Source organism: Delftia acidovorans SPH-1, assembly GCF_000018665.1.
In the GTDB taxonomy this organism is placed as follows: Bacteria; Pseudomonadota; Gammaproteobacteria; order Burkholderiales; family Burkholderiaceae_C; genus Comamonas; species Comamonas acidovorans.
The window spans coordinates 5,977,619-6,001,860 of record NC_010002.1; the positions used below are offsets into that span (position 1 = coordinate 5,977,619).

Sequence of the window (24,242 nt, forward strand, 5' to 3'; positions counted from 1 at the left end):
TCACCAGCCCAGCCAGGCCGCCAGCACCTGGGCGGCCTCGGGCGTGAAGCGGCCCTGCAGGAGCCATTCGACGAGCTGGTCGCGCTCGATCAGCGCAAAGGCCTGGACCTCGCCATCCTGGTTGCCGGGCTCCAGCGCCGGCGGCACGGTGGCGCTGAACCAGTCGATGCGCTCGCGCATGAAGCCCCGGCCCTCGGCCTCGTCGCTGGGGCGCTCGAACAGCACATGGCCGCCATGGCGCAGGCCCTGCAGCTCGGCCACGCGCAAGCCGGCCTCTTCCCAGGTTTCACGCTCCACCGCCTCGGCCACGGTATCGCACGCGGCCACCATGCCGCCCATCAGCGTGTCCCACATGCCGGGGTTGGTGGGCTTGTTGTCGGCGCGCTGCTGCACCCAGATGCGGCCATCGGCCGTCTCGCCCACCAGATGCACGGCCTGGGTGGCAATGCCCAGCGGGCGCACGGCGCCGCGCTCCACGGTGGCAATGCGCTGGCCCTGGACGTTGCACACGGCCAGTTGCTCATCGCGCCAGGGGCCGCTGTGGCCCGTGGCACGCAGCACCCGGGCCAGGGCGTTGAGCAGGGTCGTGGCATCGCCCTGGCCTTGCAGATGCCATTGACCGGCCTGCAGGCGCAGTGCCACGCCGTGGGCATGCATCACATCGTCCGGCAGCAGCGCGGCCAGGCCGTCTTCCAGCGAACCTGTCTCCTGCCCCGCCACCAGCAACGGCCGGCGCGGCTGCAGCGCGGGCTGGCGCGTGTCGGCGCGCAGGCGGTCCAGCCAGGCCTGCACGGCCGGGTCGACCGGGTCGGCCGGGTCGGCCGGATCAGTCAGGCGCTTTTGCACACTCATGGCAGCAGGATGGTCGAGCCGGTGGTCTTGCGCGCCTCCAGGTCCAGGTGGGCCTGGCGCACCTCGGCCAGCGGATAGCGCTGGTCGATATGGATCTTCACGGCACCGCTTTCCACCACGGCGAACAGATCGTCGGCCATCGCCTGGGTGGCCTCGCGGCTGGTGATGTGGGAGAACAGGGTCTGGCGCGTCACATACAGCGACTTGGCCGCGAGCACGGCAGGAGCGAAAGGCGCCACGGGGCCCGAGGCGTTGCCGAAGCTCACCAACAGGCCGAAGCGCCGCAGGCAGGCCAGCGAGCCTTCCCATGTGTCCTTGCCCACGCTGTCGTAGACCACCTTCACACCCTGGCCGCCCGTGATCTCCTGCACGCGCTCGGCGAAGTTCTCGCTGCGGTAGTTGATGGCATGGGCTGCACCGTTGGCCAGGGCCAGCGCGCACTTCTCGTCCGAGCCCGCGGTGGCGATGAGCTGCAGGCCCAGGGCCCTGGCCCATTGGCAGGCGATCAGGCCCACGCCACCGGCCGCCGCATGGAACAGCACGGCATCACCCGGTGCCAGGCCCTCGACCGGAATGCATTTCTTGAGCAGGTACTGGGCGGTCAGGCCCTTGAGCATCATGGCGGCAGCCGTCTCGAACGCAATGGCATCGGGCAGGCGGCACACGCACATGGCGGGCATGACGCGCACCTCGCTGTAGCTGCCCGGTGGATTGCTGGCATAGGCCACGCGGTCGCCCACGCACAGGTGCTCCACGCCGGCCCCCACGGCCTCGACCACGCCTGCGCCTTCCATGCCCAGGCTCAAGGGCATGGGCAGCGAGTACAGGCCGGAGCGCTGGTACACATCGATGAAGTTCAGGCCCACCGCATGGTGGCGTATGCGTACCTCGCCTGGCCCGGGCTCGCCCACGGCGACCTGCACCAGCTCCAGGACTTCGGGGCCGCCGTTGTGGCGGATCTGCACTGCAATACCCATGGGAGCACTCCTGCAAAAAGCGACAAGAGCGGCATCGTGCCATGTTTCGGCCCGCCTCGCGGAAGACGGCAACGCATGGCCGGCGCAAAGAGCGCGCAACGCCTATAGTGGCGAGCCCGAAAGCCGGATGATCCCGATGAGCCAGCCGCTGAAGCCTTCCACCGCCGCCATCCTGACGCTGCCGCCGCTGCTGTGGGCCGGCAATGCCATCGTGGGCCGCATGGTCCATGACCTGATCTCGCCCTTCGCGCTGAATTTCCTGCGCTGGGCCATTGCCTTCATGCTGCTGCTGCCGCTGGCGGGATGGGTGCTGCGCCGGGACAGCGCCGTCTGGCCGCAGTGGCGCCAGTTCGCGCTGCTGGGATTGCTGGGCATCGGCTGCTACAACGCCCTGCTGTACCTGGCACTGAAAACATCGACGCCTCTGAACGCCACCCTGGTCGGCTCCAGCATGCCGGTGTGGATGCTGGCCGTGGGCCGCATCTGCTGGGGCATTGCCGTGAGCCGCCGCCAGTTGCTGGGGGCTGCGCTGTCGGTGCTGGGCGTGGCCGTGGTGCTGTCGCGCGGTGATCCGCAGGTGCTGCGCCAGCTGCAGCTGGTGCCGGGCGACCTGTTCATGGTGCTGGCCACGATCCTGTGGGCCTTCTATACGTGGCTGCTGTCCAGGACCAGCGTGTCAGGACAGCTGCGCGCGGACTGGTCGGGCTTTCTGCTGGCACAAATGGTCTTCGGCCTGATGTGGTCCGGCCTGTTCACGGGACTGGAGGCCGCATCGGGACGGTTTCACCTTCAGGCAGGGTGGCCGCTGCTGGGCGCCCTGCTGTTCATCGCCGTCGGGCCGGCCATCCTGGCCTATCGCTTCTGGGGCCTGGGCGTGCAGCGCAGCAGCCCTGCGGTGGCGGGCTTCTTCGGCAATCTGATGCCCCTGTTCACCGCCCTGCTGTCCATTCCGCTGCTGGGCCAGACGCCGCAGCTGTACCACGGGCTGGCCTTCGCGCTCATCGTGGGCGGCATCATGGTGTCTTCGCGCCGGGCATAGCCTTGGGCAGGCCATGCGCCACGGTGCGCACGGGCACCTTGGCCAGCAGCTGCTCGAACGCGCGTATGGGCACGGGCGGGCTGAACAGGTAGCCCTGGAAATACTCGCAGCCGTAGTGTGCGAGCAGGGCGCGCTGCTCCAGGGTCTCCACGCCTTCGGCGATCACATCCAGGTTCAGGTTGCGCGCCATGCCGATGATGGTCTGCACGATCACGTCATCGGTATGGCGCAAGCCCAGGTGGCGCACGAAGGACTGGTCGATCTTGAGCTGGTTCAGCGGCAGCTGGGTGAGATAGGTCAGCGAGGAGTGGCCGGTGCCGAAGTCGTCCATGGAAAAGCACACGCCATGGCTGCGCAGCTGCTTCATCTTGTCGATGGACTCCTGCACGTTCTCGATCACAAGCGACTCGGTCAGCTCCAGCTTGAGCAGATGGGGCGCAATGCCGGCATTGCGCACCTGCTCGATGACCTGGGAGGCGAAGTTCTGGTGCCGGAACTGGCGGGCACTGACATTCACGGCCACCTGCAGATGGCGCAGCCGCGCATCCTTTTGCCAGATCGCCAGTTGCTCGCAGGCCGTGCGGATCACCCACATGCCCAGCGGCACGATGATCTCGCTTTCCTCGGCCACGGCAATGAACATGCCGGGCGGCACCAGGCCGCGTTCGGGGTGGCGCCAGCGCAGCAGGGCTTCGGCGCCTATGACCTCGCCGGCCAGCGTGAACTGGGGCTGGTAGTGCAACTCGAACTGGGACTGCGCCAGGGCCTGGCGCAGGTCGCCTTCCATGCGCACGCGCTGGTGGATTTCCACCTGCATCTGCGGATCGAAGAAGCACAGACCGCTGCCGTTGCGCGCCTTGATCTGGTACATGGCGATGTCGGCCTGCTTGAGCAGCTCGGCCGCCGACTGCGGCTGGCGGCCGAACAGCGTGGCGCCAATGCTGCAGGCGCTGCGGTGCAGGTGGGCGCCCAGCACATAGGACTGGTTGAGCCGCGCCAGGATCTTCTCGCCGATGCGCTGGGCCAGCGTGGCCGCCTCGGCAGGCTCGTGCGACAGCTCGCAGAGCATGACCACGAACTCATCCCCCCCAAGGCGCGCCACCGTGTCCGAAGATCGCACGGCGCTGCGCAGGCGGTGCGCCACCTGCTGCAGCAGCTGGTCGCCCACTTCGTGGCCCAGCGTGTCGTTGAGCATCTTGAACTGGTCCAGGTCCAGGAACAGCAGCGCCCCGGTCCAGCCTTCGCGTGCGGCCAGCACCGTGGCCTGGGCCAGGCGGTCCAGCAGCAGGCGGCGATTGGGCAGGCTGGTCAGCGGATCGTAGAAGGCCAGGCTCTCGATCTCGGCCGTGGCCAGCCGGATATCGGTGACATCGTTGTAGGTGATGACCACGCCGTCCTCGGCGGCCAGCCGTGCCGTCATCTGGACAAAGCGGCCGCTGGGCAGTTGCTGCTCAAAGGGCACGCCAGGGCGCAGCACCAGTTGGCGGTGCAGGTCCTTGGCCTCATAGGCCTGCGCCGGCGCCGCCGCCAGACCCACGGCGCTGGGGCAGGAATCGAGCAGCGATTGCAGGGGCCGCCCAGGCTCCAGCTGGTCCGCGTGCCAGGGGAACATTTCCTCGTAGCAGCGGTTCCAGCGCAGCACGCGCTGCTGCGAATCCAGCAGCAGAAAGCCGCTGACCATGCTGTCCAGCGCCTGGTCCAGCCACTGCTCGGACCGCTGGGCCTGGCGCCGCGCGGCATGCAGGCGGTCCATGTAGCGGTGCACGGTCCAGCCCAGCACGGCCAGCAGCACGCCGAAGATCATCACGGCCAGCACCATCAGCCAGGCAGCAACGCGCCAGCTGGCCAGCACGGAGGACATGGGCAGGCTGGCCGTGACCCACAGATGGCCCTTGGGCAGCGGATGCGCAGCCACCAGGGCAGGCACGCGGCTCAGGCGTGCAGCCATGTGCATGACGCCGCTGGACGGCAGCTGCGACGTCGTCGGCAGCAGCCGCACAGCGGCGACATCGCCATACTGGGGCATGGACAGCAGCAGCTCGCCGCTGCCCTGCTCCAGCGTGACCTCCAGGCCGTCCAGCACACCGCCCTGGGCCAGCACGGCGCCCAGCGCCGCAGCCGGCACCTGCATCAGCACATAGCCGCCCTGCTCCGCCCGGCTCAGGGGCCGCACAAGGTACAGCATGCGCTCGCCACCCGGCACCTGCGGCGCGACGGAGGGTGGACTTGCCAGCAATTGGGAGCGGCTTTGGCCCGCCAGGCGCTCCCAGGCCTGCGCAGGCAGGTCGATGACCGGGCCATCGCCCGAAGCGGCCAGTTCCCGGCCCTGGATATCGTGCACCGAGGCGCGCTGCGCCAGCGTGTTCTGCCGCACCATGGTGTGCAGCATTTCCTGCAGTTGCGGCTGCGATGCCGATGCGGGGTTGCGCGAACCCAGCAGTTCGTCCACGCCCAGCGCCAGGGCATCCAGGGATTCCAGGCTGCGGCTGATGGCCGCCTCGGTGCCCAGCACAAAGCGCACCAGGCGCAGCGAAGCCTCTTCCTGCGCCGTGGTCCGCATGCCGCTGAGCAGCCAGACCATGGCGGCCGCCAGGGCCACCGTCAGCAGCACCAGCATCAGCGCCAGGGTATGGCGCATGCCCGCAGGGCTTGCGGCCGCTGCCGGGCCGGGCGCGCGGACGGGGTCGGCCGCCGCCCAGTCCGTCTGATGGGGCTGGCCCGTCATCTCCGGGCTCCCTGCATGGCGTTTGGAATGGGCAGGCTGCGGCAGGGCCGCTGGCCACGATGCAGGAACGGGACTGTCAAGGCTGACCCTGCCCATGGACCGCTCGGCACTGCGCAGCCATGCAAGGGACCATTTCCCGGGCCTTGCCGGCCCTGGACCCGTTCATGGAGGCAGTGCACCGGCGCATCAGAAGGTTCCTGCGTACAGGCCGCCGTCGGGCAGGATGTTCTGACCCGTCATGTAGCCTGCGTGCGCGCTGCACAGGAAGGCACAGATGGCGCCGAATTCATCGGGCGAGCCGAAGCGGCGGGCCGGCACCTGGGATTGCTGCACCAGGCGCACATCGTCCAGGCTCTTGCCGCTCTTGTTGGCGGCGGCCGTGAAGGTGGTGCGCAGGCGATCGGTGTCGAACTTGCCGGGGAGCAGGTTGTTGATGGTCACGCCCTTGGCCGCAATGCCGCTGCGCGCCAGGCCCGCCACAAAGCCCGTGAGGCCGCTGCGCGCGCCATTGGACAGGCCCAGGATGTCGATGGGCGCCTTCACGGCGCTGGAGGTGATGTTGACGATGCGGCCGAATCCGCGCGCCGCCATGCCGTCCACCGTGGCCTTGATCAGCTCGATGGGCGTGAGCATGTTGGCGTCCACGGCCTTGAGCCAGGCCGCGCGGTCCCAGTCGCGGAAATCACCGGGAGGCGGGCCGCCGGCATTGGTGACGACGATGTCGAAATCCACGCCCGGGCCGCCAGCTGCCGACAGCACGGCGGCGCGGCCTTCCTCGGTGGTGATGTCGGCCGCCACGGCCAGCACCTTCACCTGCGGCGCCAGGGCGGCGAGGCTGGCCGCAGCTTCCTGCAGGGCCTCGGGATTGCGCGCATTGATCACCAGGTTCACGCCCTCTTGCGCCAGCGCCTTGGCACAGCCAAAGCCCAGTCCCTTGCTGGCGCCACATACCAGGGCCCACTTGCCCGCGATTCCCAGATCCATGTCTCACTCCTGAACAAAAAAAGCCTTGCTCGATCCTTGCAGAACGGCAGCGCACATTGTGCGCGAGGCTTCGATGCTTTCACGCCAAACGTGTGAAAACGCGAAAACGCCGCTGCAGGAGAACACAGGCGCATGGACGGGTCTGCGGGAGCTCCCTTCAGTGCGTGCCGGACCCGTGCTGGCCACGGAACAATCTGTGGTGCAGCCTGCGCAGCGACCACCATACGCCCAGTGCCACCACGGGAATGGCGACGGCGGCCGTGCTCTCCGGCGACCAGGGCCAGCCCAGCGTCTTGGCGCCCTTGGCCAGGTAGCTGATCAGGCCCGTGAAGTAGTAGGTGATGGCGGCCACGGACAGGCCTTCCACCGTGGACTGCAACTTCAACTGCATGTCCTGGCGCTGGTTCATGGCGCCCAGCAACTGCTGGCTGCTTTGCTGCTGCTCGATCTCTACCCGCGTGCGCAGCAGGCTGCTGACGCGCGAGACGCGCTCGGACAGCGCGTTCTGCCGCCGCGCTGCCCATTCGCAGGTGCTGCGCGCCGGCGTCAGGCGCCGGTCCATGAACTCGCGGATGGTCTGTATGCCGTCGATGCGCGATTCCTGGATGTCCTGAATGCGCTTGTCCACCAGCTCGAAATAGGCCGCGCTGGCGGAAAAGCGCGAATGCGTGGTGGCGTATTCGCTCTCCACCTGCCCGGCCAGGCGTGTCAGCCGGTCCAGCAGTGCCGGCTCGGCATCGCGGTCGGCAAGACGGATGGAATGGGCCAGGGCCGCCAGATCCCGCTCGGCCGTGGCCAGTACGGCAGCGGCCTGGCGGGCTGCCGGCAGGCCCAGCAGGGCCGCCATGCGGTAGGTCTCGATCTCCAGCAGCCGCTGCACTAGCCGCCCCAGGCGGCGTGGCGACAATGACTCGCCGGCCAGCAGCAGCATGCGCGAGAAGCCATCGGCATGGATGGCGAAGTCGGTGTAGACCTTGCCCGCATCGCCGGCCACGCGCGCACCCACCAGCGTGTCTTCCTGCAGCAGGTGGCGCACCAGATGCGGCTCATTGACCTCCTGCTCCTGCAAGGCCCACAGGTGCAGGCCGCTCAGGCACTGGCCGGGCAAGGCAGCCAGCCAGTCGCGCGGCACGTAGTCGATGGCGGCCTCGGGCTCGCGCACATCGTCCATGCCGGCCTGCGACATGGGCTTGCTGAAGGTCCAGCAGACGAACTCCGTGTGCAGTTCCCAGCGCAGGTGAAAGGCGCCCAGGTCGATCAGCACATGGGTGGTCGCCGCATCGGGCGGCGGTAGGTGGTGGTTGCGCAGCAGGGTGGCCACATGGGCGCGGCTGGCCTCGCGCTGGGCCGCATCGGTGAGCATCACCACGTGGGTGATGGCCAGCGGCGCCTGCATCTCCTCGGCGGGGCGGGCGTGGATCTCGTTGTGCAGCAGCACGCGCTGCGGGTGCTGGGATGACAGTAGTGGGGACATCGTGACCTCGAAAGACTGCGCGCTATTGTGCAGTCACGGGCGCGTCGGCTCCCAGGCATCCGGGATCAACAGCTTTCCGCCGGGATCGCTTGTTGACCAAAAAAAACGGCCCCGAAGGGCCGTCAAGCAACATGGTTGCAACGCTGAGGCGATCAATCCTCTACGAATGCTTCTTCGCGCTTGTTCTTCACTGCAGGCATCAGCACTACCACCAGCAGCACCACGGCGGCGAGCAGCAGGCCGGCCGAGATCGGACGGGTCACGAACACGCTCCAGTCGCCACGCGACAGCAGCAGCGCCCGGCGCAGGTTCTCTTCCATCATCGGGCCCAGGATGAAGCCCAGCAGCAAGGGAGCCGGTTCGGTGCCCAGCTTGTGGAACACATAGCCCACGAAGCCGAAGATACCCACCATCCACACGTCCCAGGTGTTGTTGTTGGTACCGTACACGCCGATCGCGCAGAACAGCACGATGGACGGGAACAGCCAGCGGTAGGGCACGGTCAGCAGCTTGATCCAGATGCCGATCAGCGGCAGGTTCAGCACGATCAGCATCAGGTTGCCGATCCACATCGAGGCGATCAGGCCCCAGAACAGCTCGGGGTTGCTGGTCATCACCTGCGGGCCCGGCTGGATGTTGTGGATGGTCATCGCGCCCACCATCAGCGCCATCACGGCGTTGGGCGGAATGCCCAGCGTCAGCAGCGGGATGAAGGAGGTCTGCGAACCGGCGTTGTTGGCCGACTCGGGAGCGCACACGCCGCGGATGTTGCCTTGACCGAAGGGGACTTCGCCCGGCTTGAGCTTGGTCTTCTTCTCGATCGTGTAGGCAGCAAAGGCCGACAGCATGGCACCGCCACCGGGCAGGATACCCAGGGCAGAACCCAGGGCCGTGCCGCGCAGCATGGCCGGAATCATGTGCTTGAAGTCTTCCTTCGTGGGCATCAGGCCCGTCACCTTGGCGGCGAACACTTCGCGCTCGTCCTCGGGCTTGGACAGGTTGGCAATGATTTCGCCGTAGCCGAACACACCCATGGCGATCACGACGAAGTCGATACCGTCGGTCAGCTCGGGAATGTCGAAGCTGTAGCGGGCAACGCCGGAGTTCACGTCGGTGCCGACCATGCCCAGCAGCAGGCCCAGCACGATCATGGCAATGGCCTTGAGCAGCGAGCCCGAAGCCAGCACCACGGCGCCGATCAGGCCCAGGGTCATCAGCGAGAAGTACTCGGCAGGGCCGAACTTGAAGGCGACTTCCGTCAGCGGAGGCGCGAAGGCGGCCAGGATCACGGTGCCCACGCAACCTGCGAAGAACGAGCCTATGCCTGCGGCAGCGAGAGCGGGTCCCGCTCGCCCCTTTCTTGCCATCTGGTAGCCGTCGATCACGGTCACCACGGACGAGGATTCACCAGGCAGGTTCACCAAAATGGCGGTGGTCGAGCCACCGTACTGCGCACCGTAGTAGATACCGGCCAGCATGATCAGCGCCGCCACCGGAGGCAGAGCGTAGGTTGCTGGCAGCAGCATGGCGATCGTTGCCACGGGGCCGATGCCTGGAAGCACGCCGATGAGCGTACCGAGCAGACAGCCGACGAAGCAGTAGATCAGGTTCTGGAAAGTGAAGGCGACGCCGAAGCCGGTCGCCAGGTTCTGAAAAAGTTCCACGGACGATGCTCCTGCTTAGCCGGTGATGAAGCTGGGCCAGACGGGGAACTGAAGATTCAGTGCCCAAACGAAGGCCACATAGCTGCCCACAGCAAGGACGGTGGACAGAATTGCCACTTCCTTGAACTTGAAGGCATGACCACCCAGGCTGGCGATGAACACCAGCGCGTAGATGGCGACGATCAGACCGAACTGGGGAATGCCCAGATTGGGAACGCCGACCAGCAGTACGCCGAACGCGAAGTTCGCAGCCAGGACGAAGAACACTTGCTTCCACGCCCACTTGCCGATCTTGTCACCGTCCGAAGGACCCTTGGTCAGGCCGGTGAAGCAGATGGCCGTGCCCAGAATGGACATCAGCACACCCAGGATCAGCGGGAAGTAGCCCGGGCCCATGCGGGCACCGGAGCCGACGGTGTAGTTGGTAGCGCCGATCGCAAAAGCGAGGCCGATAACCAAAAACATCACGCCCGAAAAAAAGTCTTTCTGACTCTTGATTTTCACGAGAATGTCTCCTTACGGAATCACGACCCGGCGATTTTGCGTTCAGAAAAACTGTGTCTGGATGTGGATTCCACCTACAAAGGGCATACCCTCATGTCCTACCCGCATGAATGAAAAAGGGTGCCAGCAGGGGGCACCCGATCCATCCATGTCAAAGGCCTGCGCCAGAGCAGGCACTCACGCTCCAGCCCACCATTCGCCTGCCCGTCATCCCAGCAAGGGCGTGCTGGCCATGACCTCGTCCAGCGTGGTCACGCCTTCGGCCACGCGCAGGGCACCTGCCAGGCGCAGCGGGCGCATGCCGTCCTGCACGGCCTGGCGGCGCAGCGCATCCATGGAAGGCGAGGTGTGGACCTGCTGCTTGAGCGCCTCGCTCACGGTCAGCAGCTCGTACAGGCCCATGCGCCCGCGAAAGCCCGTCATGCGGCACTCCACGCAGCCCACGGGCTTGTAGGGCTGGTAGCTGCCTGACAGTTTCCAGGGCCGCACGGCCTCGGCCAGCGTGGCGGCCGAGGTCTCCTCGTCACGCTGCTTGCACTGCGGGCACAGCGTGCGCACCAGGCGCTGGGCCAGCACACCGAGCAGCGTGGCATTGATCAGGTAGGGCGGCACGCCCAGCTCCATCAGCCGGCTCACGGCGCTGGGCGCATCGTTGGTGTGCAGCGTGGAGAACACCAGGTGGCCGGTCAGCGCGGCCTGCACGGCCATTTCGGCGGTGGCCAGGTCGCGGATTTCGCCCACCATGATGATGTCCGGGTCCTGGCGCATCAGCGAGCGCAGTCCCTCGGTGAAGCCGAAGTCCAGCTGCGGCTGCACCTGGGTCTGGTTGAAGCTGGGCTCGATCATTTCGATCGGGTCTTCCACGGTGCTGACATTGACCGCCTCCGTGGCCACGCGCTTGAGCGTGGAGTACAGCGTGGTGGTCTTGCCCGAGCCCGTGGGCCCGGTCACGAGGATGATGCCGTGCGGGCGGCGCACCAGCTCGTTCCAGCGCTGGGCGTCATGGCTGGTGAAGCCCAGTGCATCCAGGTCCTTGACCGTGTTGTCGGGATCGAAGATCCGCATCACCAGCTTCTCGCCAAAGGCCGTGGGCAGCGTGGACAGGCGCATTTCCACCTCGTCACCGCGCGGGTTGCGGGTCTTGATGCGGCCATCCTGCGGGCGGCGCTTTTCCACCACGTCCATGCGCCCCAGCAGCTTCACGCGCGAGACCATGGCATTGAGCACGCCCATGGGCACCTGGTAGACCGGGTGGAGCACGCCGTCGATGCGAAAACGGATCACGCCCTGCTCGCGCCGGGGCTCCATGTGGATGTCGCTGGCGCGCTGGTCGAAGGCGTATTGCCACAGCCAGTCCACCACGCGCACCACGCCCTGGTCGTTGGCGTCGAGCTGCTTGCTGCTGTTGCCCAGCTCCACCAGTTGCTCGAAGCTGGCCGCGCTGGCGGCCCCGCCCGCCTTCTCGGCTGCGCGCACCGATTTGGCCAGCGCAAAGAATTCGCCCGTGTAGCGCTTGAGGTCCAGCGGACTGGCCAGCACGCGGCGCACCTTGCGGCGCGCCTGGCGCTCGACCTCGGCCACCCAGTCGTCGATGAAGGGCTCGGCCGTGGCCACCACCACTTCCTGCGGCGATACCTGCACGGGCAGCACCTTGTGGCGCTCGGCATAGCTGGCGCTCATGATTTCGCCGACGCGGCCCGCGTCCACGCGCAGCGGGTCGATGCGCAGGTAGGCCATGCCGCTGCGGGTTGCCAGGTACTGGGTCAGCTCCTCGATGTCCAGCGCGCGCCCGTCGCCGGCGCGGGCCATGCCCACATTGGCCAGCCGGACCAGCGGGTGCTGGGTGCTCTCGGCCTGCGAGCAGCGCGCCACGGTGCGCTGGGCCTCTTCGGCCGTGATCACGCCATCGGCCAGCAGCCACTGCACCAGCCTGCGCCAGTCCAGGGGCCCCGAAGGATTGCTGGGAACAACGGCGGGTTTGGGCTGCGTGGTGGAGGTCGGATCGGACATGGCGTTGGGCCGGAAGCTGAACTGCGCCCTATGGTAAGCCTGCCGGCCGCCCTGCCCGGCCAGCCCTGCTCTACCAGGGCGGCTCTACCGGGGCCGTTCTACCAAGGCCGCACGAAGATCTTGGGCCAGCGCGTCGTGGGCAGGTCCCAGCGGGCCTGCACCTGGGCGCTGGCAGCCTGCAGCGCGGCGGGGTCGAGCGCGCGCGGCGTGCGCTGGGCCAGCACCACGGTGTTGCCTTCGCGCGTGGGGCGGAAGGCCCACATGGCCTCTTCGCCAAAGGCTTCGGCCATGCGCGCCAGGCTGCGCTCGTAGCTGGAGGTGCGGCCGAACAGGTTGACGGTCATGATGCCGTCCTCGGTCAGCAGATTGCGGCAGTCGGCATAGAACTCGGCGCTGTCCAGCACGGGCGCGGCCGCATCGTGGTCATAGAGATCAACGGCCAGCGCATCGACCGTGCCCAGCCACTGGCTCTTGCGGATTTCCTGGGCCGCATCGGCCAGGACCACACGCAGCGTGTCGCTGTCGGGCGGCAGCTTGAACCAGCTGCGGCACACGGCCAGCACCTGCGGGTTCAGCTCGATGGCCGTGGTGCGCATGCGCAGCTTCTTGTGGCAGAACTTGGTGATGGCGGCCGCGCCCAGGCCCAGCTGCATGGCATGGCGGCCGGCCACGCTGGCGGGCTCCATGAACAGCAGCCAGCCCATCATGCGCTGCACGTATTCGAGCTCGATCTCGAACGGCTCGCGTATGCGCATGGAGCCCTGGATCCAGGGCGTGCCCAGGTGCAGGTGGCGCACATCGCCATCGTCGGAGACGCTGACTTCGGGCAGCTCGGCGTCTGCGGCGGTGGTGGCGCTGGAGGAAGAGGATGGGGCTGCCTTGGCGGCGCCGCGGGTCTTGCGTATCACGTCGGGAACAGTCAAAAAATCAGAGCAATTGATGGGCAGCCAGCGCCTCGCGCCAGGCCTGGACCTTGCGCGCGAAACTCCAGCTCGCGTTGGCCGGGCTGGTCGATGGCAGCTTCACGGCGGCCAGGCCCAGGGCCTGCGTGCGGCCGGCATGCTTGTAGCTCTCGCCACCGTTGTGCAGGGCCAGCGCCAGTTGGGGGCAATGCGTGCGCAGCGCCACGAAATCATTCACCTCGGCCGCGCGGATGGCGCTGTCCAGGCTGCCTTCGCGCTCGCAGCTGGCATACACGTCCCACAGGCCCAGGCCGCGGGCCAGCAGCCATTCGCAGCGGCCCGCATAGTCGTCGCGGCCGGGCTGCGGATGCCCGGGCCACAGGGCCTGGAGCAAGGGCCAGAACTGGTTTTGCGGATGGGCATAGTACTGCTGCAATTGCAGCGATCGCAGGCCCGGAAAGCTGCCCAGCACCAGGGCCCGGGTCCGCGCATCGGCCACCGGCGCCAGGCCCTGCCAGCGCGGGGCGCCGGGGGGCGGCAGGTCGGGAACGGTCAAGGACATGGCCGGCATTGTCGCCCAGCGGTCGCCGGGCTGCTGGCAGCGGGCGGCAAGACCGCTCAGGTTCAGGTTCCGCTCAAGCCTGGTTCAGGCCATGGCGGGCAGGCCTCGCAGCGCGGCACGCGCGTTGCGGCCCGTGGCCTCGGCCAGGGCCTGGGGCGTGATGCCGCGCAACTGCGCAATCACGTCCGCAATGCGTGCCAGCTCGGCCGGCGTGTTGCGGCCCTGGGCCTGGCCCCGGGCACGCTGCCCGGCCGTGGTGTAGAGCCAGTGCGGCGGAATGTCGGGGGCATCGGTTTCCAGTACCAGCGCATCCAGCGGCAGGGCGGCTGCCAGCTCGCGCAGCTTGAGCGCCCGGTCATAGGTCACGGCCCCGCCAAAGCCCAGCTTGAAGCCCAGGTCGATGAAGGCCTGGGCCTGCTGCACGCTGCCGTTGAAGGCATGGGCAATGCCGCCCGCCACAGGCCGCGCGCGCAGGGTCTTGAGCAGCCGGTCGCTGGATTTGCGCACATGCAGGATGACGGGCAGGTCGAACTCGCGCGCCAGCGCGATCTGCTGCTCGTAGAACCAGATCTGCCGGTCCGCATCCAGCCCGGGCACGAAGAAGTCCAGGCCGATCTCGCCCACGGCCACCAGTTGCGCATCGCCGCGCAGCCGCGCCAGCGTCTCGCGCAATGCGGCAATGTCCTGCTCGCGGGCATTGGGCGTGTACAGCGGATGGATGCCCAGCGCATAGCTGTCGCCATGGCGCCGCGCCAGCGCCACCACCGCGTCCCAGTGCTCGCGCGCCACGGCCGGAATCACCAGATGTGCAACGCCTGCCTCGGCCGCCTGCGCGCGCACGGCATCGCGGTCGGCATCGAATTCAGGGGCGTCAAGGTGGCAATGGGTGTCTATCCAGGCGGGCATGGCCGCATCATGCCACCGGCCTGCACCCGGCCCGCCAGAGGCAGGCAAGGCGAAAACCAAGGGCAAACCCTGAGCTTATTGCGAGCTGGCTCCGTTTGACAAAATCAATACCCGAAACACTTGGCGGTCCATATAAATACATAAAGAAACATTTACATCCCCGCGTCGAGCTCTCGCAACACCGGCAGGCATTCTTTGGAGAGAGGAATTTCCCATGAAGCGCTCAGCATGGAGTCGGATCCTGGACCTGGGTGGCGCAGGCCGCCAGGCGGAACTGGATGGGCAGTTGGCCGCCATCCACAAGTCCCAGGCCGTGATCGAGTTCGATCTGCAAGGTCATGTGCTGGCCGCCAACCAGAACTTCCTGGACACCATGGGCTATGAGGAAGGCGAGGTCATCGGCCAGCACCATCGCATGTTCGTGGACCACCAGATGAGCGAGTCGCCCGAGTACGCGGCGTTCTGGCAGCGCCTGGGCAATGGCATCCACGACGCGGGACGCTACCGCCGCATTGCCAAGGACGGGCGCGATGTCTGGCTGCAGGCCAGCTACAACCCCATCTTCGATCGCCATGGCAGGCCCTTCAAGGTGGTGAAGTACGCCACCGACATCACCGAGCAGCAGCGCCGCAACGCCGACGCCGAAGGCCAGCTGGCCGCCATCTCCAAGGTGCAGGCCATCATCGAGTTCGACCTGCAGGGCAACATCCTGCATGCCAACCGCCTGTTCCTGCAGGCCATGGGCTACACGCTGGACGAGGTCGTCGGACGGCACCACAGCATGTTCGTCCAGCCCCATGAACGCCACAGCCCCGAATATGCGCAGTTCTGGCGCAAGCTGGCCAGCGGCCAGCACGATGCGGGCCAGTACCTGCGCATCGGCAAGCACGGCCGCCAGGTCTGGATCGAGGCCAGCTACAACCCCATCCTCGATGCCGATGGCCGGCCGTTCAAGGTGGTCAAGTACGCCCGCGATATCACGCGCCGCTTCACGGCCGCGCAGACCCTGGGCGAGGCCATGCAGGGCCTGAGCGAAAGCGCCGAGCACGCAGGCCAGGCCAACGAACTGGCCCGCCAGGCCTGCCTGGTGGCCGAGCAGGGCGGGCGCACGGTGCACGAGGTCATGGGCACCATGGAGTCCATCAGCGCCAGCTCGCGCAAGATCAGCGACATCATCGGCGTGATGGACGGCATCGCCTTCCAGACCAATATCCTCGCGCTCAACGCTGCCGTGGAGGCGGCCCGCGCAGGCGAGCAGGGCCGGGGCTTTGCCGTGGTGGCGGGCGAGGTACGGGCACTGGCACAGAACAGCGCCGCCGCCGCCAAGGAAATCAAGCAGCTCATCCACACCTCGGTGGAGCAGGTGGCACTGGGCGCCAATCAGGTGCGCCAGGCCGGGGGCACCATGCAGGAGATCGTGGACTCCTCGCACCAGGTCACGGCCATCATGGGCGATGTGGTGCAGGCGTCCATGGCCCAGTCGGCACGCCTGCGCGAGGTGACAGCCGACCTGACGGCGCAGAGCGCGGCCGTCGCGGATGCATCCAGGGAACAGGTGCAGCGCAAGCCGCTGCCGGCATCCATCGTTCCCGCTGCGCCGCAGATCAAGTCGGCCCCGGCAGCGGCCGTGCTTCCCGCAGGCGCCCAGCGCCTGCCGGGCACCTTGCTGCGCATGGCCTGAGGCCAGACCCAGGCCTGCCGGTCAGGCCAGTTGGCCCTGCACCAGGCGCACCATGCGGTCGCAGCGCGCCGCCAGTTGCTCATCGTGGGTGACCATGACGAAGGCCGTGCCATGGCTGCGCGCCAGCTCCAGCATCAGGCGGAACACGGTGTCGGCCGTGCTGCGGTCCAGGTTGCCGGTGGGCTCGTCGGCCAGCACGCAGGCCGGCTGGGTGACCAGGGCGCGAGCAATGGCCACGCGCTGGCGCTCGCCCCCGGACAGTTCGGCCGGACGGTGCAGCATGCGGTCGCCCAGGCCCACGGCGGCCAGCATGCGTGCGGCGCGCTCCATGCACTCGGCCCTGTCGTCGCGGCGTATGCGCAGCGGCATGGCCACGTTGTCCTGGGCGCTGAATTCGGGCAGCAGATGGTGGAACTGGTAGATGAAGCCCAGGTGCCGGTTGCGCAGCGCGCCCTGCTTCTGGGCGCTGAGTTCATGCAGGGGCTCGCCCTTGAGGGTGACGCTGCCGCTGGTGGGGGCGTCCAGCCCGCCCAGCAGGTGCAGCAGCGTGCTCTTGCCCGAGCCCGAGGCGCCGACAATGGCCAGCGTCTCGCCCGCACGCACCTGCAGGTCGACACCTGCCAGCACCTGCACGTTGAGCCGTCCTTCGGCAAAGCGCTTGGTCAGGCCGCGCGCATCCAGGACCACGGCGCCCTGCTGGGACACTTCGAAACCGGGCATCACATTCACTTCATTCATAGCGCAGCGCCTCGGCGGGGTTCACGCGGCTGGCGCGCCAGCTGGGATAGATGGTGGCGACAAAGGCCAGGACCAGGGAGATCACGGCGATGGGCATGATGTCGCTGTACTGCGGATCACTGGGCATCTTGCTGATCAGGTAGATGTCCTTGGGCAGGAAGTTGGCGTGCAGCAGGCGCTCGATGGCCGGCACGATGACATCGATGTTGAAGGCGATGCCCAGGCCCAGCAGCAGGCCCGCGAAGGTGCCGATGACGCCCACCATGGCGCCCTGCACCATGAAGATGCCCATGATGCTGGACGGCGAGGCGCCCAGCGTGCGCAGGATGGCGATGTCGGCGCGCTTGTCGGTCACCGTCATCACCAGCGTGGACACCAGGTTGAACGCGGCCACGGCGACGATGAGCGTGAGGATGATGAACATCATGCGTTTTTCCAGCTGCACGGCCGCGAACCAGGTGCGGTTCTGCTGGGTCCAGTCGCGGATCAGCAGGCGGTCGGTGATGGTGTGGGCCAGCTCCATGGCCACGCGTGGCGCCTCGTGCAGGTCCTTGAGCTTCAGGCGGATGCCAGTCGGCCCTTCCAGGCGGAACAGGCGCTGCGCGTCCTCGTAATGCATCATCACCAGGGCCGAGTCGTATTCGTAGTGGCCGGAGTCGAAGGTGCCGGCCACATGCATCTGCTTGAGGCGCGGCACCACGCCGGCCGGCGTGACCTGGCCGCCCGGGGCGATCAGCGTGACCATGTCGCCCTGGCGCACGCCCAGCGAGCGCGCCAGCTCCACGCCCAGCACCACGTTGAATTCGCCGGGCACCAGGCGCTTGAGCACCTCGGCATTGGTGGCGGCCACGTCGGTGACCTCGCCCTCGCGCGCCGGATCGATGCCGCGCACCAGGGTGCCCTTCATGTCCTCGCCACGCGCCAGCAGCGCCTGGGCCGCGACGAAGGGGGCGGCGCCCAGCACGTCGGGGTTGGCGCGCGCCTCGCGCATGGTGCGCTCCAGATCGGGCAGCGCCGCGCCCTGGGGCGCGAAGATCTCGATGTGCGAGACCACGCTGAGCATGCGGTCGCGCACTTCCTTCTGGAAGCCGTTCATCACGCTGAGCACGATGATCAGCGCCGCCACACCGAGGGCGATGCCCAGCATGGAGACGCCGGAGATGAACGAGATGAAGCCGTTGCGGCGCGTGGCACGCCCCGCCCGGGTGTAGCGCCAGCCGACGGCCAGTTCGTAGGGAAATTGCATGGGCATGCATTGTGTCATCGCCCACAGGCCCTGCATGGCGGCAGGCTTTGCCGTCGGCGTGTCAGCGCCGGTGCCGTCCGCGGTCCACACGCGGCAGGGCGTCGTAGCGGCCCTCCGCCTCCAGCGTCAACGCATGGCGCTGCAGCCTGGCCAGCAAGGTATCGAATTGTGCGAGTTCCTCGTCGCTGAGCACGGACACCAGGTCCAGGTGGATCTGGGCCATGCGCGGCAGGATCAGGCCATACATGCGCCGCCCCTCGGCGGTCAGCGACACGGCCACGCGGCGGCGGTCGCCGGGCATGGGGCTGCGCTGCACCCAGCCCTTTTCCTCCAGCCCGCTGAGGGCGCGCGAGGTGCGTGCGCGGTCCAGCTGCGCGCGTTCGGCCAGCTCCGACGACAGCAGGCCCTCATTGGCAGCCACCGTGGCCATCACGCCCCACTCGCGGCGCGTGATGCCGAAATGCGCCTCGCACATGCGCATGGCCACGCCGCCCGCTGCACCGAAGTAGCGGTTGATGCGAAACAGCAGCATCTGCTGGATGGAGGTGGGAGCGGGACGGGTATTCACGGGGAACAGTTGATTAGATCAATTGCTGCGGGGACTTCTACAGTGGCCCCGTCCGGAAAGGAGACAACGGGAGCCACCGTCCGGAGCCGGCCTGGGGATTCTCGCAAAGCCCGGCGCCCCCGCAGCGCAGAAAGTTCGCCACCATGTTTTCCCTGTTCCAAGCCACCCATGCCACCCATGCCTTGCGCAGCCCGCTGCTGCGGGCCGGCCTGGCCCTTTTGCTGGGCCTGGGCTCCGGCGCTGGCGCCCGGGCCGATGCGGCCGCCGATGCTGCCGCCTGGCCCGCCAAACCCGTGCGCATCGTCGTCGCCTTCGCGCCCGCCGGCGCCGCCGACATCCTGGCGCGCAGCCTGGGCGAGGTGCTGCAGCGTGAACTCAAACAGCCCTTCGTCGTGGACAACCGGCCCGGCGCGGGCGGCAACATCGGCACCGACAACGCGGCCAAGGCGCCCGGCGACGGCTACACGCTGCTGGTCGGCATCGACACGACCTTCACCGTCAATCCCTTCATCTACAAGAGCATGCCGTTCAAGGGCACGGACCTGCGCCCCGTGATGATGATCGCCTCGCAGGGAATGATGGTGGCCGTCAACCCGCGCACCGGCCTCAGGACGCTGGACCAGTTCATCGCCCAGGGCAAGAGAAGCGGCCTGACGCTGGGCTCGGCCGGCTACGGCACGCCGGGCCACCTGGCCTCGGCCATCCTGACCCATGCCACGGGCGCCAAGGTCAGCCACGTGCCCTACAAGGGCAACGCCCCGGCCAGCACGGCCGTGCTGGCGGGCGAGGTGGACGGCGGCATCATCAGCTCCTCGGCCATGCTGGGCCAGGTGGCGGCCGGCAAGGTCGTGCCGCTGGCCGTGACCACGCGCCAGCGCAACCCGCTGGTGCCCGGCGTGCCCACCGTGGGCGAGCTGGGCCACAAGGACCTGGAGCAGGAAGTGCTGTTCGCCCTGTGGGTGCCTGCCGCCACGCCCGAGCCCCTGGTCGCAAGAATCCAGTCCGCGCTGGAAAAGGCCATGAAGGATCCGGCCCTGCGCGAGCGCATGCGCGCCAACGACCTGTTCTACGAAGGCCTGACCGGCCCGGCCGCCGCCGAACGCATACAGGCGCTGGCCGACCGCTACCGGACCGTGATCCAGTCCACCGGAATGAAGATGGAATGAGCGCCGCCGCTTCCCGCCCACAACCCTGCACAGAGCGCATTTGCATGTCCCGTCCCAATATCCTCTTCATCGTGGCCGACGACCTCGGCTATGCCGACCTCGGCTGCTACGGCGGCCGCGCGGCCGACTTCGGAGCGGTGTCCCCGGTGCTTGACCGCCTGGCCGCCGGCGGCCTCAGGCTCACCCAGGGCTATGCCAACTCGCCCGTGTGCTCTCCCACGCGCTTTGCCCTGGCCACGGCGCGCTACCAGTACCGCCTGCGCGGTGCGGCCGAGGAGCCCATCAACAGCAAGACACGCGGCACGCCACTGGGCGAAAAGCTGGGCCTGCCGCCGGACATGCCCACCGTGGCCTCCATGCTCAGGGATGCGGGCTACCGCACGGCGCTGATCGGCAAATGGCACCTGGGCTACCCGCCGCACTTCGGCCCGCTGCGCTCGGGCTACGAGGAATACTTCGGCCCCATGTCGGGCGGCGTGGACTACTTCACCCACCTGAGCAGCTCGGGCCAGCACGACCTGTGGGTGGGCGAGGAGGAACACCATGACGAGGGCTACCTGACCGACCTGCTGTCGCAGCGCAGCGTGGACTTCGTCCACCGCATGGCCCAAGGCGATGCGCCCTTCTTCCTGAGCCTGCACTACACGGCGCCGCACTGGCCCTGGGAAACGCGCGATGACCGCAGCACGGCCGAGGCGCTGGGCGCAGGCATTGCCCACCTGGACGGCGGCAACATCCACCAGTACCGCCGCATGATCCACCACATGGACGAAGGCATAGGCTGGATCGTCGAGGCGTTGCGCGCCAACGGGCAGCTGGACAACACCCTCATCGTCTTCACCAGCGACAACGGCGGCGAACGCTTCTCCGACAACTGGCCCCTGGTCGGCGGCAAGATGGACCTGACCGAGGGCGGCATACGCGTGCCCTGGATCGCGCACTGGCCGGCCGTGATCGCTCCGGGCCGCAGCAGCCCCCAGCACTGCATGAGCATGGACTGGTCGGCCACGGTGCTGGATGCCGCCGGCGTGCAGGCGCCAGAGGGCCATGCGCTGGACGGCATCTCGCTGCTGCCCGTGCTGCGCGCCGAAGATGCCGAATTCCCGCGCACCCTGCACTGGCGCATGAAGCACCGCGGCCAACGTGCCCTGCGCGATGGCGACTGGAAGTACCTGCGCGTGGACGGCATCGACTACCTGTTCGACCTTGCCGCCGACGAGCGCGAGCGCGCCAACCAGGCAGCGCGCGCGCCCGAGCGTCTGGCCGCCATGCGCAGCGCCTGGGAAGACTGGAACCAGGGCATGCCGCCCATCCCCGAGGACGCCACGGTCAGCCTGGTCTCTTCGGCCCGGGACATGCCCCAGCGCTGAACCGCGCTCCAAGGGGAAAAACGAAGGCGCCGGCACTGCGGCACCCCATGCCCGACAATAGCGGCCATGCTTTTGACCGCGCCCCTGGTGTCCTCCACCCAAGCCCCGCTGGAGGAAACGACCGAATGGATCATCCCCTATGCCGGCGGTCCGTCCTCGGATGCAGCGGATGACGCTGCCGTCACGGCCGTCTGGGGCGGACTGGAGCTGCCCCATCTCCAATCCCTGCTGGCGCTGATGCAGCCCGCGCCCGCACAGACCGGCACGGAGATGGATTTTTCTCCCCCCCACGAACGCGCCCTGGCGCGCTCGCTGGGCCTGCCCGATGCGCCGGGCCTGATTGCCTGGGCCGCCTGGCAGGCCGGTGAGACGGCGCAGGCCTGCGCCTATGTCACGCCCTGCCACTGGCACATAGGCGCAGACCAGGTCCACCAGAGCGATCCCGCCACCACACCCCTCAGCGATGAGGAATCCCGCCAGCTGCTGGCCCTGCTGGCGCCCTGGTTCGCCGACGACGGCATCGTGCTGGAGTACCAGCAGCCGCAGCGCTGGCTGGCGCGCGGTGCGCTGTTCGATGACCTGGCCACGGCCTCCATGGACCGCGTCATCGGCCGCGACGTGCGGCCCTGGCTGCCCGATGCGCAGCAGGCGCGCGCCCTGCACCGCCTGCAAAGCGAGGTGCAGATGCTGCTCTACACCCATGTCTTCAACGATGCCCGCGCCGCGCGCGGACAGGTGCCGATCAACGCCTTCTGGGTCCACGGCGCCGGGCGCCTGCAGCCCGGCACGGCCACCGGCGCCAAGGCCGCCGTGCAATGCCTGGACGACCTTCACGCCGCAGCCCTGCAGGGCAACCCCGCTGCGTGGCGCGAGGCCTGGAAGGCGCTGGACGCCGGACTCATCGCCCGCCTGCTGGAGCGCGTGCGCGCAGGCCACCCGCTCACGCTGACGCTGTGCGGCGAACGCCATGCCATCGCATGGAGCAGCCGCCCGCCGCGCTGGCTGGACAGGCTGACGGGCCTTTTCGGCCCCCGCGCCCTGCCCGACCTGGGCCGCATGCTCTGACACATTGCCCATGAAAATCATCCCCCGCGAGATCCCTGCACAGCAGGCCTCGGCACTGCGCCAGGCCGGCGTCCACCCTCTGCTGGCCCAGCTCTACGCCGCACGCGGCGTGTGCTCCGCCGACGAACTGGACGACACGCCTGCACGCCTGCTGCCACCCTCGGGCCTGCTGGGCATGGAGGCCGCCGTGCGGCTGCTGGCCGATGCCATAGAGCGCGGCCTGCGCCTGTGCATCGTGGCCGACTACGACTGCGACGGCGCCACCGCCTGCGCCGTGGGCTGGCGCGGCCTGCGCATGCTGGGCGCGACCGAGGTCAGCTACCTGGTGCCCGACCGCGTGGTGGACGGCTACGGCCTGACGCCGCCCATCGCACGCCGCGTCAAGGAAACCGGCGCCGAGGTGATGGTCACCGTGGACAACGGCATTGCCAGCGTCGAAGGCGTGGCCGAGGCCAAGGCCCTGGGCCTTCAGGTGGTGGTCACCGACCACCACCTGCCCGGCAACCACCTGCCGCTGGCCGATGCCATCGTCAACCCCAACCAGCCCGGCTGCAGCTTCGAGAGCAAGTCCATGGCCGGTGTCGGCGTGATGTTCTACGTGCTGCTGGCCCTGCGTGCCGAGTTGCGCGCGCGCGGCCGCTTCGACAAGGCCAGCCAGCCCCGGCTGGAGGCCCTGCTGCCCCTGGTCGCCCTGGGCACGGTGGCCGACGTGGTCCGGCTGGACGCCAACAACCGCCGCCTGGTCGCCCTGGGCCTGAAGCAGATCCGCCGTGGCCAGATGCAGCCGGGCCTGCTGGCCCTGTTCGAAGCCGCTGGCCGCAAGGCCTTTGCGGCCACCACGTTCGACTTCGGCTTTGCCCTGGGCCCGCGCATCAATGCCGCAGGCCGGCTGTCCGACATGACCATCGGCATCGAGTGCCTGACCACGGACGATGCGGGCCGCGCCGCCAACCTGGCGCAGATGCTGGACGCCATCAACCGCGAACGCCGCGAACTGGAAGGCGGCATGCGCGAGCAGGCCCTGCTCATGGCCGAAGGCCTGTGCGAGGACGGCATGACGCCGCCGGCGGCCATCAGCGTGTTCGACCCCGACTTCCACGAGGGCGTGGTCGGCATCGTGGCCTCGCGCATCAAGGACCGCATGCACCGGCCCAGCTTCGTCTTCGCCGCCAGCGGCGCGCCGGGGCACGAGCATGAACTCAAAGGCTCGGGCCGCTCCATTCCCGGCTTTCACCTGCGCGACGCGCTGGACCTCGTATCCAAGCGCCACCCCGGCCTGCTGCTGCGCTTTGGCGGCCACGCCATGGCGGCCGGCTGCACCATTGCCGAGGCCGGTTTCGCGGTGTTCGAAAAGGCCCTGGCCCAGGTGGCACAGGAATGGCTGGACGCGGCCACGCTGACGCGCCGCATAGAGACCGACGGACCGCTGGACCCGGATTTCCGCAAGCCCGAAATGGTCGAGCAGCTCAATCTCGCGGTCTGGGGCCAGGGCTTTGCCCCGCCCACCTTCAGCGAGCAACTGGAAGTGCTCTCACAGCGCCTGGTCGGTGAAAAGCACCTGAAACTGCAATTGCGCCATCAGGGCGAAACCGTGGACGGAATCTGGTTCGGCCATACCGACCCGCTGCCGCCATCGGCCTGCATTGCCTTTCGCATGGACATCAATGAATGGCGCGGAGAGCGCAAGGTGCAATTCCTGATCGAGGGAGTGCATTCGGACGCGTCCTAGAGACCCGGGCCGCCATTCACGGTGCCCCTCGGTTAATATCCCCGGTTTTTGCAACAAATTATTGCAAATTCATTCCAAGA

20 protein-coding genes are annotated in these 24,242 nt (G+C 68.1%); 6 read left to right on the forward strand and 14 right to left on the reverse strand.

What is annotated here, in order from left to right; translation table 11 throughout:
- Positions 1-852: an NUDIX hydrolase gene (locus tag DACI_RS27245; RefSeq protein WP_012207185.1), complete on the reverse strand. Its 852-nt coding sequence runs from the start codon at positions 850-852 to the stop codon at positions 1-3.
- Positions 849-1,829, reverse strand: a complete 981-nt coding sequence (locus tag DACI_RS27250; protein ID WP_012207186.1) for a quinone oxidoreductase family protein — start codon at positions 1,827-1,829, stop codon at positions 849-851. Before DACI_RS27250 ends, DACI_RS27245 begins: the two co-directional genes overlap by 4 nt.
- A gap of 136 nt (positions 1,830-1,965) precedes the next feature.
- On the opposite strand from DACI_RS27250, the gene DACI_RS27255 reads away from it, so the two are divergent.
- Positions 1,966-2,868: a DMT family transporter gene (locus tag DACI_RS27255; protein WP_012207187.1), complete on the forward strand. Its 903-nt coding sequence runs from the start codon at positions 1,966-1,968 to the stop codon at positions 2,866-2,868.
- Here the strand turns inward: DACI_RS27255 and DACI_RS27260 are convergent.
- The 9 genes from DACI_RS27260 to DACI_RS27300 form a co-directional block, all read right to left on the reverse strand.
- Positions 2,843-5,593 (reverse strand): bifunctional diguanylate cyclase/phosphodiesterase, encoded by a 2,751-nt coding sequence (locus DACI_RS27260; RefSeq protein ID WP_012207188.1) that lies wholly within the window; start codon positions 5,591-5,593, stop codon positions 2,843-2,845. The two genes, DACI_RS27255 and DACI_RS27260, sit on opposite strands and share 26 nt — an antisense overlap.
- 186 nt (positions 5,594-5,779) lie before the next feature.
- Complete coding sequence (locus tag DACI_RS27265; protein WP_012207189.1) at positions 5,780-6,577, reverse strand: SDR family oxidoreductase; 798 nt, start codon at positions 6,575-6,577, stop codon at positions 5,780-5,782.
- Between the two features lie 157 nt (positions 6,578-6,734).
- Positions 6,735-8,051 carry a DUF3422 family protein gene (locus tag DACI_RS27270; protein WP_012207190.1) on the reverse strand — a complete coding sequence of 439 codons (1,317 nt, stop codon included), beginning with the start codon at positions 8,049-8,051 and terminating at the stop codon, positions 6,735-6,737.
- A gap of 152 nt (positions 8,052-8,203) precedes the next feature.
- On the reverse strand, positions 8,204-9,715 hold the full coding sequence (locus DACI_RS27275; protein ID WP_012207191.1) for a tripartite tricarboxylate transporter permease: 1,512 nt from the start codon (positions 9,713-9,715) through the stop codon (positions 8,204-8,206).
- Positions 9,716-9,730: 15 nt separating this feature from the next.
- A complete protein-coding gene (locus tag DACI_RS27280; protein ID WP_012207192.1) occupies positions 9,731-10,219 on the reverse strand; it encodes a tripartite tricarboxylate transporter TctB family protein in 489 nt (162 codons plus the stop codon).
- 207 nt (positions 10,220-10,426) lie between these two features.
- On the reverse strand, positions 10,427-12,229 hold the full coding sequence (locus tag DACI_RS27285; RefSeq protein WP_012207193.1) for a GspE/PulE family protein: 1,803 nt from the start codon (positions 12,227-12,229) through the stop codon (positions 10,427-10,429).
- Positions 12,230-12,327: 98 nt separating this feature from the next.
- Entirely contained in the window at positions 12,328-13,137 is an 810-nt protein-coding gene (locus tag DACI_RS27290) for a class I SAM-dependent methyltransferase (protein ID WP_043782785.1), read from the reverse strand.
- A gap of 19 nt (positions 13,138-13,156) precedes the next feature.
- Positions 13,157-13,702: a DNA-deoxyinosine glycosylase gene (locus tag DACI_RS27295; protein WP_012207195.1), complete on the reverse strand. Its 546-nt coding sequence runs from the start codon at positions 13,700-13,702 to the stop codon at positions 13,157-13,159.
- A gap of 75 nt (positions 13,703-13,777) precedes the next feature.
- Positions 13,778-14,599 (reverse strand): TatD family hydrolase, encoded by an 822-nt coding sequence (locus DACI_RS27300; RefSeq protein WP_043782790.1) that lies wholly within the window; start codon positions 14,597-14,599, stop codon positions 13,778-13,780.
- A gap of 214 nt (positions 14,600-14,813) precedes the next feature.
- Between DACI_RS27300 and DACI_RS27305 the strand changes: the two genes are divergently transcribed.
- Positions 14,814-16,280, forward strand: a complete 1,467-nt coding sequence (locus DACI_RS27305; protein ID WP_012207197.1) for a methyl-accepting chemotaxis protein — start codon at positions 14,814-14,816, stop codon at positions 16,278-16,280.
- Positions 16,281-16,301: 21 nt separating this feature from the next.
- On the opposite strand, the gene lolD is transcribed toward DACI_RS27305, so the two are convergent.
- The 3 genes from lolD to DACI_RS27320 form a co-directional block, all read right to left on the reverse strand.
- Positions 16,302-17,018 (reverse strand): lipoprotein-releasing ABC transporter ATP-binding protein LolD, encoded by a 717-nt coding sequence (gene lolD / locus DACI_RS27310; RefSeq protein WP_012207198.1) that lies wholly within the window; start codon positions 17,016-17,018, stop codon positions 16,302-16,304.
- Entirely contained in the window at positions 17,011-18,264 is a 1,254-nt protein-coding gene (locus DACI_RS27315; protein WP_026062761.1) for a lipoprotein-releasing ABC transporter permease subunit, read from the reverse strand. Before DACI_RS27315 ends, lolD begins: the two co-directional genes overlap by 8 nt.
- Before the next feature lie 61 nt (positions 18,265-18,325).
- Positions 18,326-18,796, reverse strand: a complete 471-nt coding sequence (locus DACI_RS27320) for a MarR family winged helix-turn-helix transcriptional regulator (protein WP_034396824.1) — start codon at positions 18,794-18,796, stop codon at positions 18,326-18,328.
- A 179-nt stretch (positions 18,797-18,975) separates the two neighbouring features.
- Between DACI_RS27320 and DACI_RS27325 the strand changes: the two genes are divergently transcribed.
- From DACI_RS27325 to recJ, 4 genes are all read left to right on the forward strand, one after another.
- The gene (locus DACI_RS27325) at positions 18,976-19,998 is read left to right on the forward strand and encodes a tripartite tricarboxylate transporter substrate binding protein (RefSeq protein ID WP_012207201.1); all 1,023 of its coding nucleotides are present in this window, start codon (positions 18,976-18,978) and stop codon (positions 19,996-19,998) included.
- A gap of 44 nt (positions 19,999-20,042) precedes the next feature.
- On the forward strand, positions 20,043-21,368 hold the full coding sequence (locus DACI_RS27330; RefSeq protein WP_043782794.1) for a sulfatase family protein: 1,326 nt from the start codon (positions 20,043-20,045) through the stop codon (positions 21,366-21,368).
- A gap of 66 nt (positions 21,369-21,434) precedes the next feature.
- Complete coding sequence (locus tag DACI_RS27335; protein WP_012207203.1) at positions 21,435-22,433, forward strand: hypothetical protein; 999 nt, start codon at positions 21,435-21,437, stop codon at positions 22,431-22,433.
- 10 nt (positions 22,434-22,443) lie between these two features.
- The gene (gene recJ / locus DACI_RS27340) at positions 22,444-24,162 is read left to right on the forward strand and encodes a single-stranded-DNA-specific exonuclease RecJ (RefSeq protein ID WP_012207204.1); all 1,719 of its coding nucleotides are present in this window, start codon (positions 22,444-22,446) and stop codon (positions 24,160-24,162) included.
- Positions 24,163-24,242: the final 80 nt, after the last annotated feature.

Bases quoted from the DNA above. Each gene is read 5' to 3' on its own strand.
- DACI_RS27245 (WP_012207185.1), bottom strand. From the start codon at position 852: ATGAGTGTGCAAAAGCGCCTGACTGATCCGGCCGACCCGGCCGACCCG.
- recJ (WP_012207204.1), top strand. From the start codon at position 22,444: ATGAAAATCATCCCCCGCGAGATCCCTGCACAGCAGGCCTCGGCACTG.
- DACI_RS27335 (WP_012207203.1), top strand. From the start codon at position 21,435: ATGCTTTTGACCGCGCCCCTGGTGTCCTCCACCCAAGCCCCGCTGGAG.
- DACI_RS27260 (WP_012207188.1), bottom strand. From the start codon at position 5,593: ATGACGGGCCAGCCCCATCAGACGGACTGGGCGGCGGCCGACCCCGTC.
- lolD (WP_012207198.1), bottom strand. From the start codon at position 17,018: ATGAATGAAGTGAATGTGATGCCCGGTTTCGAAGTGTCCCAGCAGGGC.
- DACI_RS27255 (WP_012207187.1), top strand. From the start codon at position 1,966: ATGAGCCAGCCGCTGAAGCCTTCCACCGCCGCCATCCTGACGCTGCCG.
- DACI_RS27250 (WP_012207186.1), bottom strand. From the start codon at position 1,829: ATGGGTATTGCAGTGCAGATCCGCCACAACGGCGGCCCCGAAGTCCTG.
- DACI_RS27285 (WP_012207193.1), bottom strand. From the start codon at position 12,229: ATGTCCGATCCGACCTCCACCACGCAGCCCAAACCCGCCGTTGTTCCC.
- DACI_RS27270 (WP_012207190.1), bottom strand. From the start codon at position 8,051: ATGTCCCCACTACTGTCATCCCAGCACCCGCAGCGCGTGCTGCTGCAC.
- DACI_RS27320 (WP_034396824.1), bottom strand. From the start codon at position 18,796: ATGCTGCTGTTTCGCATCAACCGCTACTTCGGTGCAGCGGGCGGCGTG.
- DACI_RS27330 (WP_043782794.1), top strand. From the start codon at position 20,043: ATGTCCCGTCCCAATATCCTCTTCATCGTGGCCGACGACCTCGGCTAT.
- DACI_RS27300 (WP_043782790.1), bottom strand. From the start codon at position 14,599: ATGCCCGCCTGGATAGACACCCATTGCCACCTTGACGCCCCTGAATTC.
- DACI_RS27325 (WP_012207201.1), top strand. From the start codon at position 18,976: ATGTTTTCCCTGTTCCAAGCCACCCATGCCACCCATGCCTTGCGCAGC.
- DACI_RS27315 (WP_026062761.1), bottom strand. From the start codon at position 18,264: ATGCAATTTCCCTACGAACTGGCCGTCGGCTGGCGCTACACCCGGGCG.
- DACI_RS27305 (WP_012207197.1), top strand. From the start codon at position 14,814: ATGAAGCGCTCAGCATGGAGTCGGATCCTGGACCTGGGTGGCGCAGGC.
- DACI_RS27265 (WP_012207189.1), bottom strand. From the start codon at position 6,577: ATGGATCTGGGAATCGCGGGCAAGTGGGCCCTGGTATGTGGCGCCAGC.
- DACI_RS27295 (WP_012207195.1), bottom strand. From the start codon at position 13,702: ATGCCGGCCATGTCCTTGACCGTTCCCGACCTGCCGCCCCCCGGCGCC.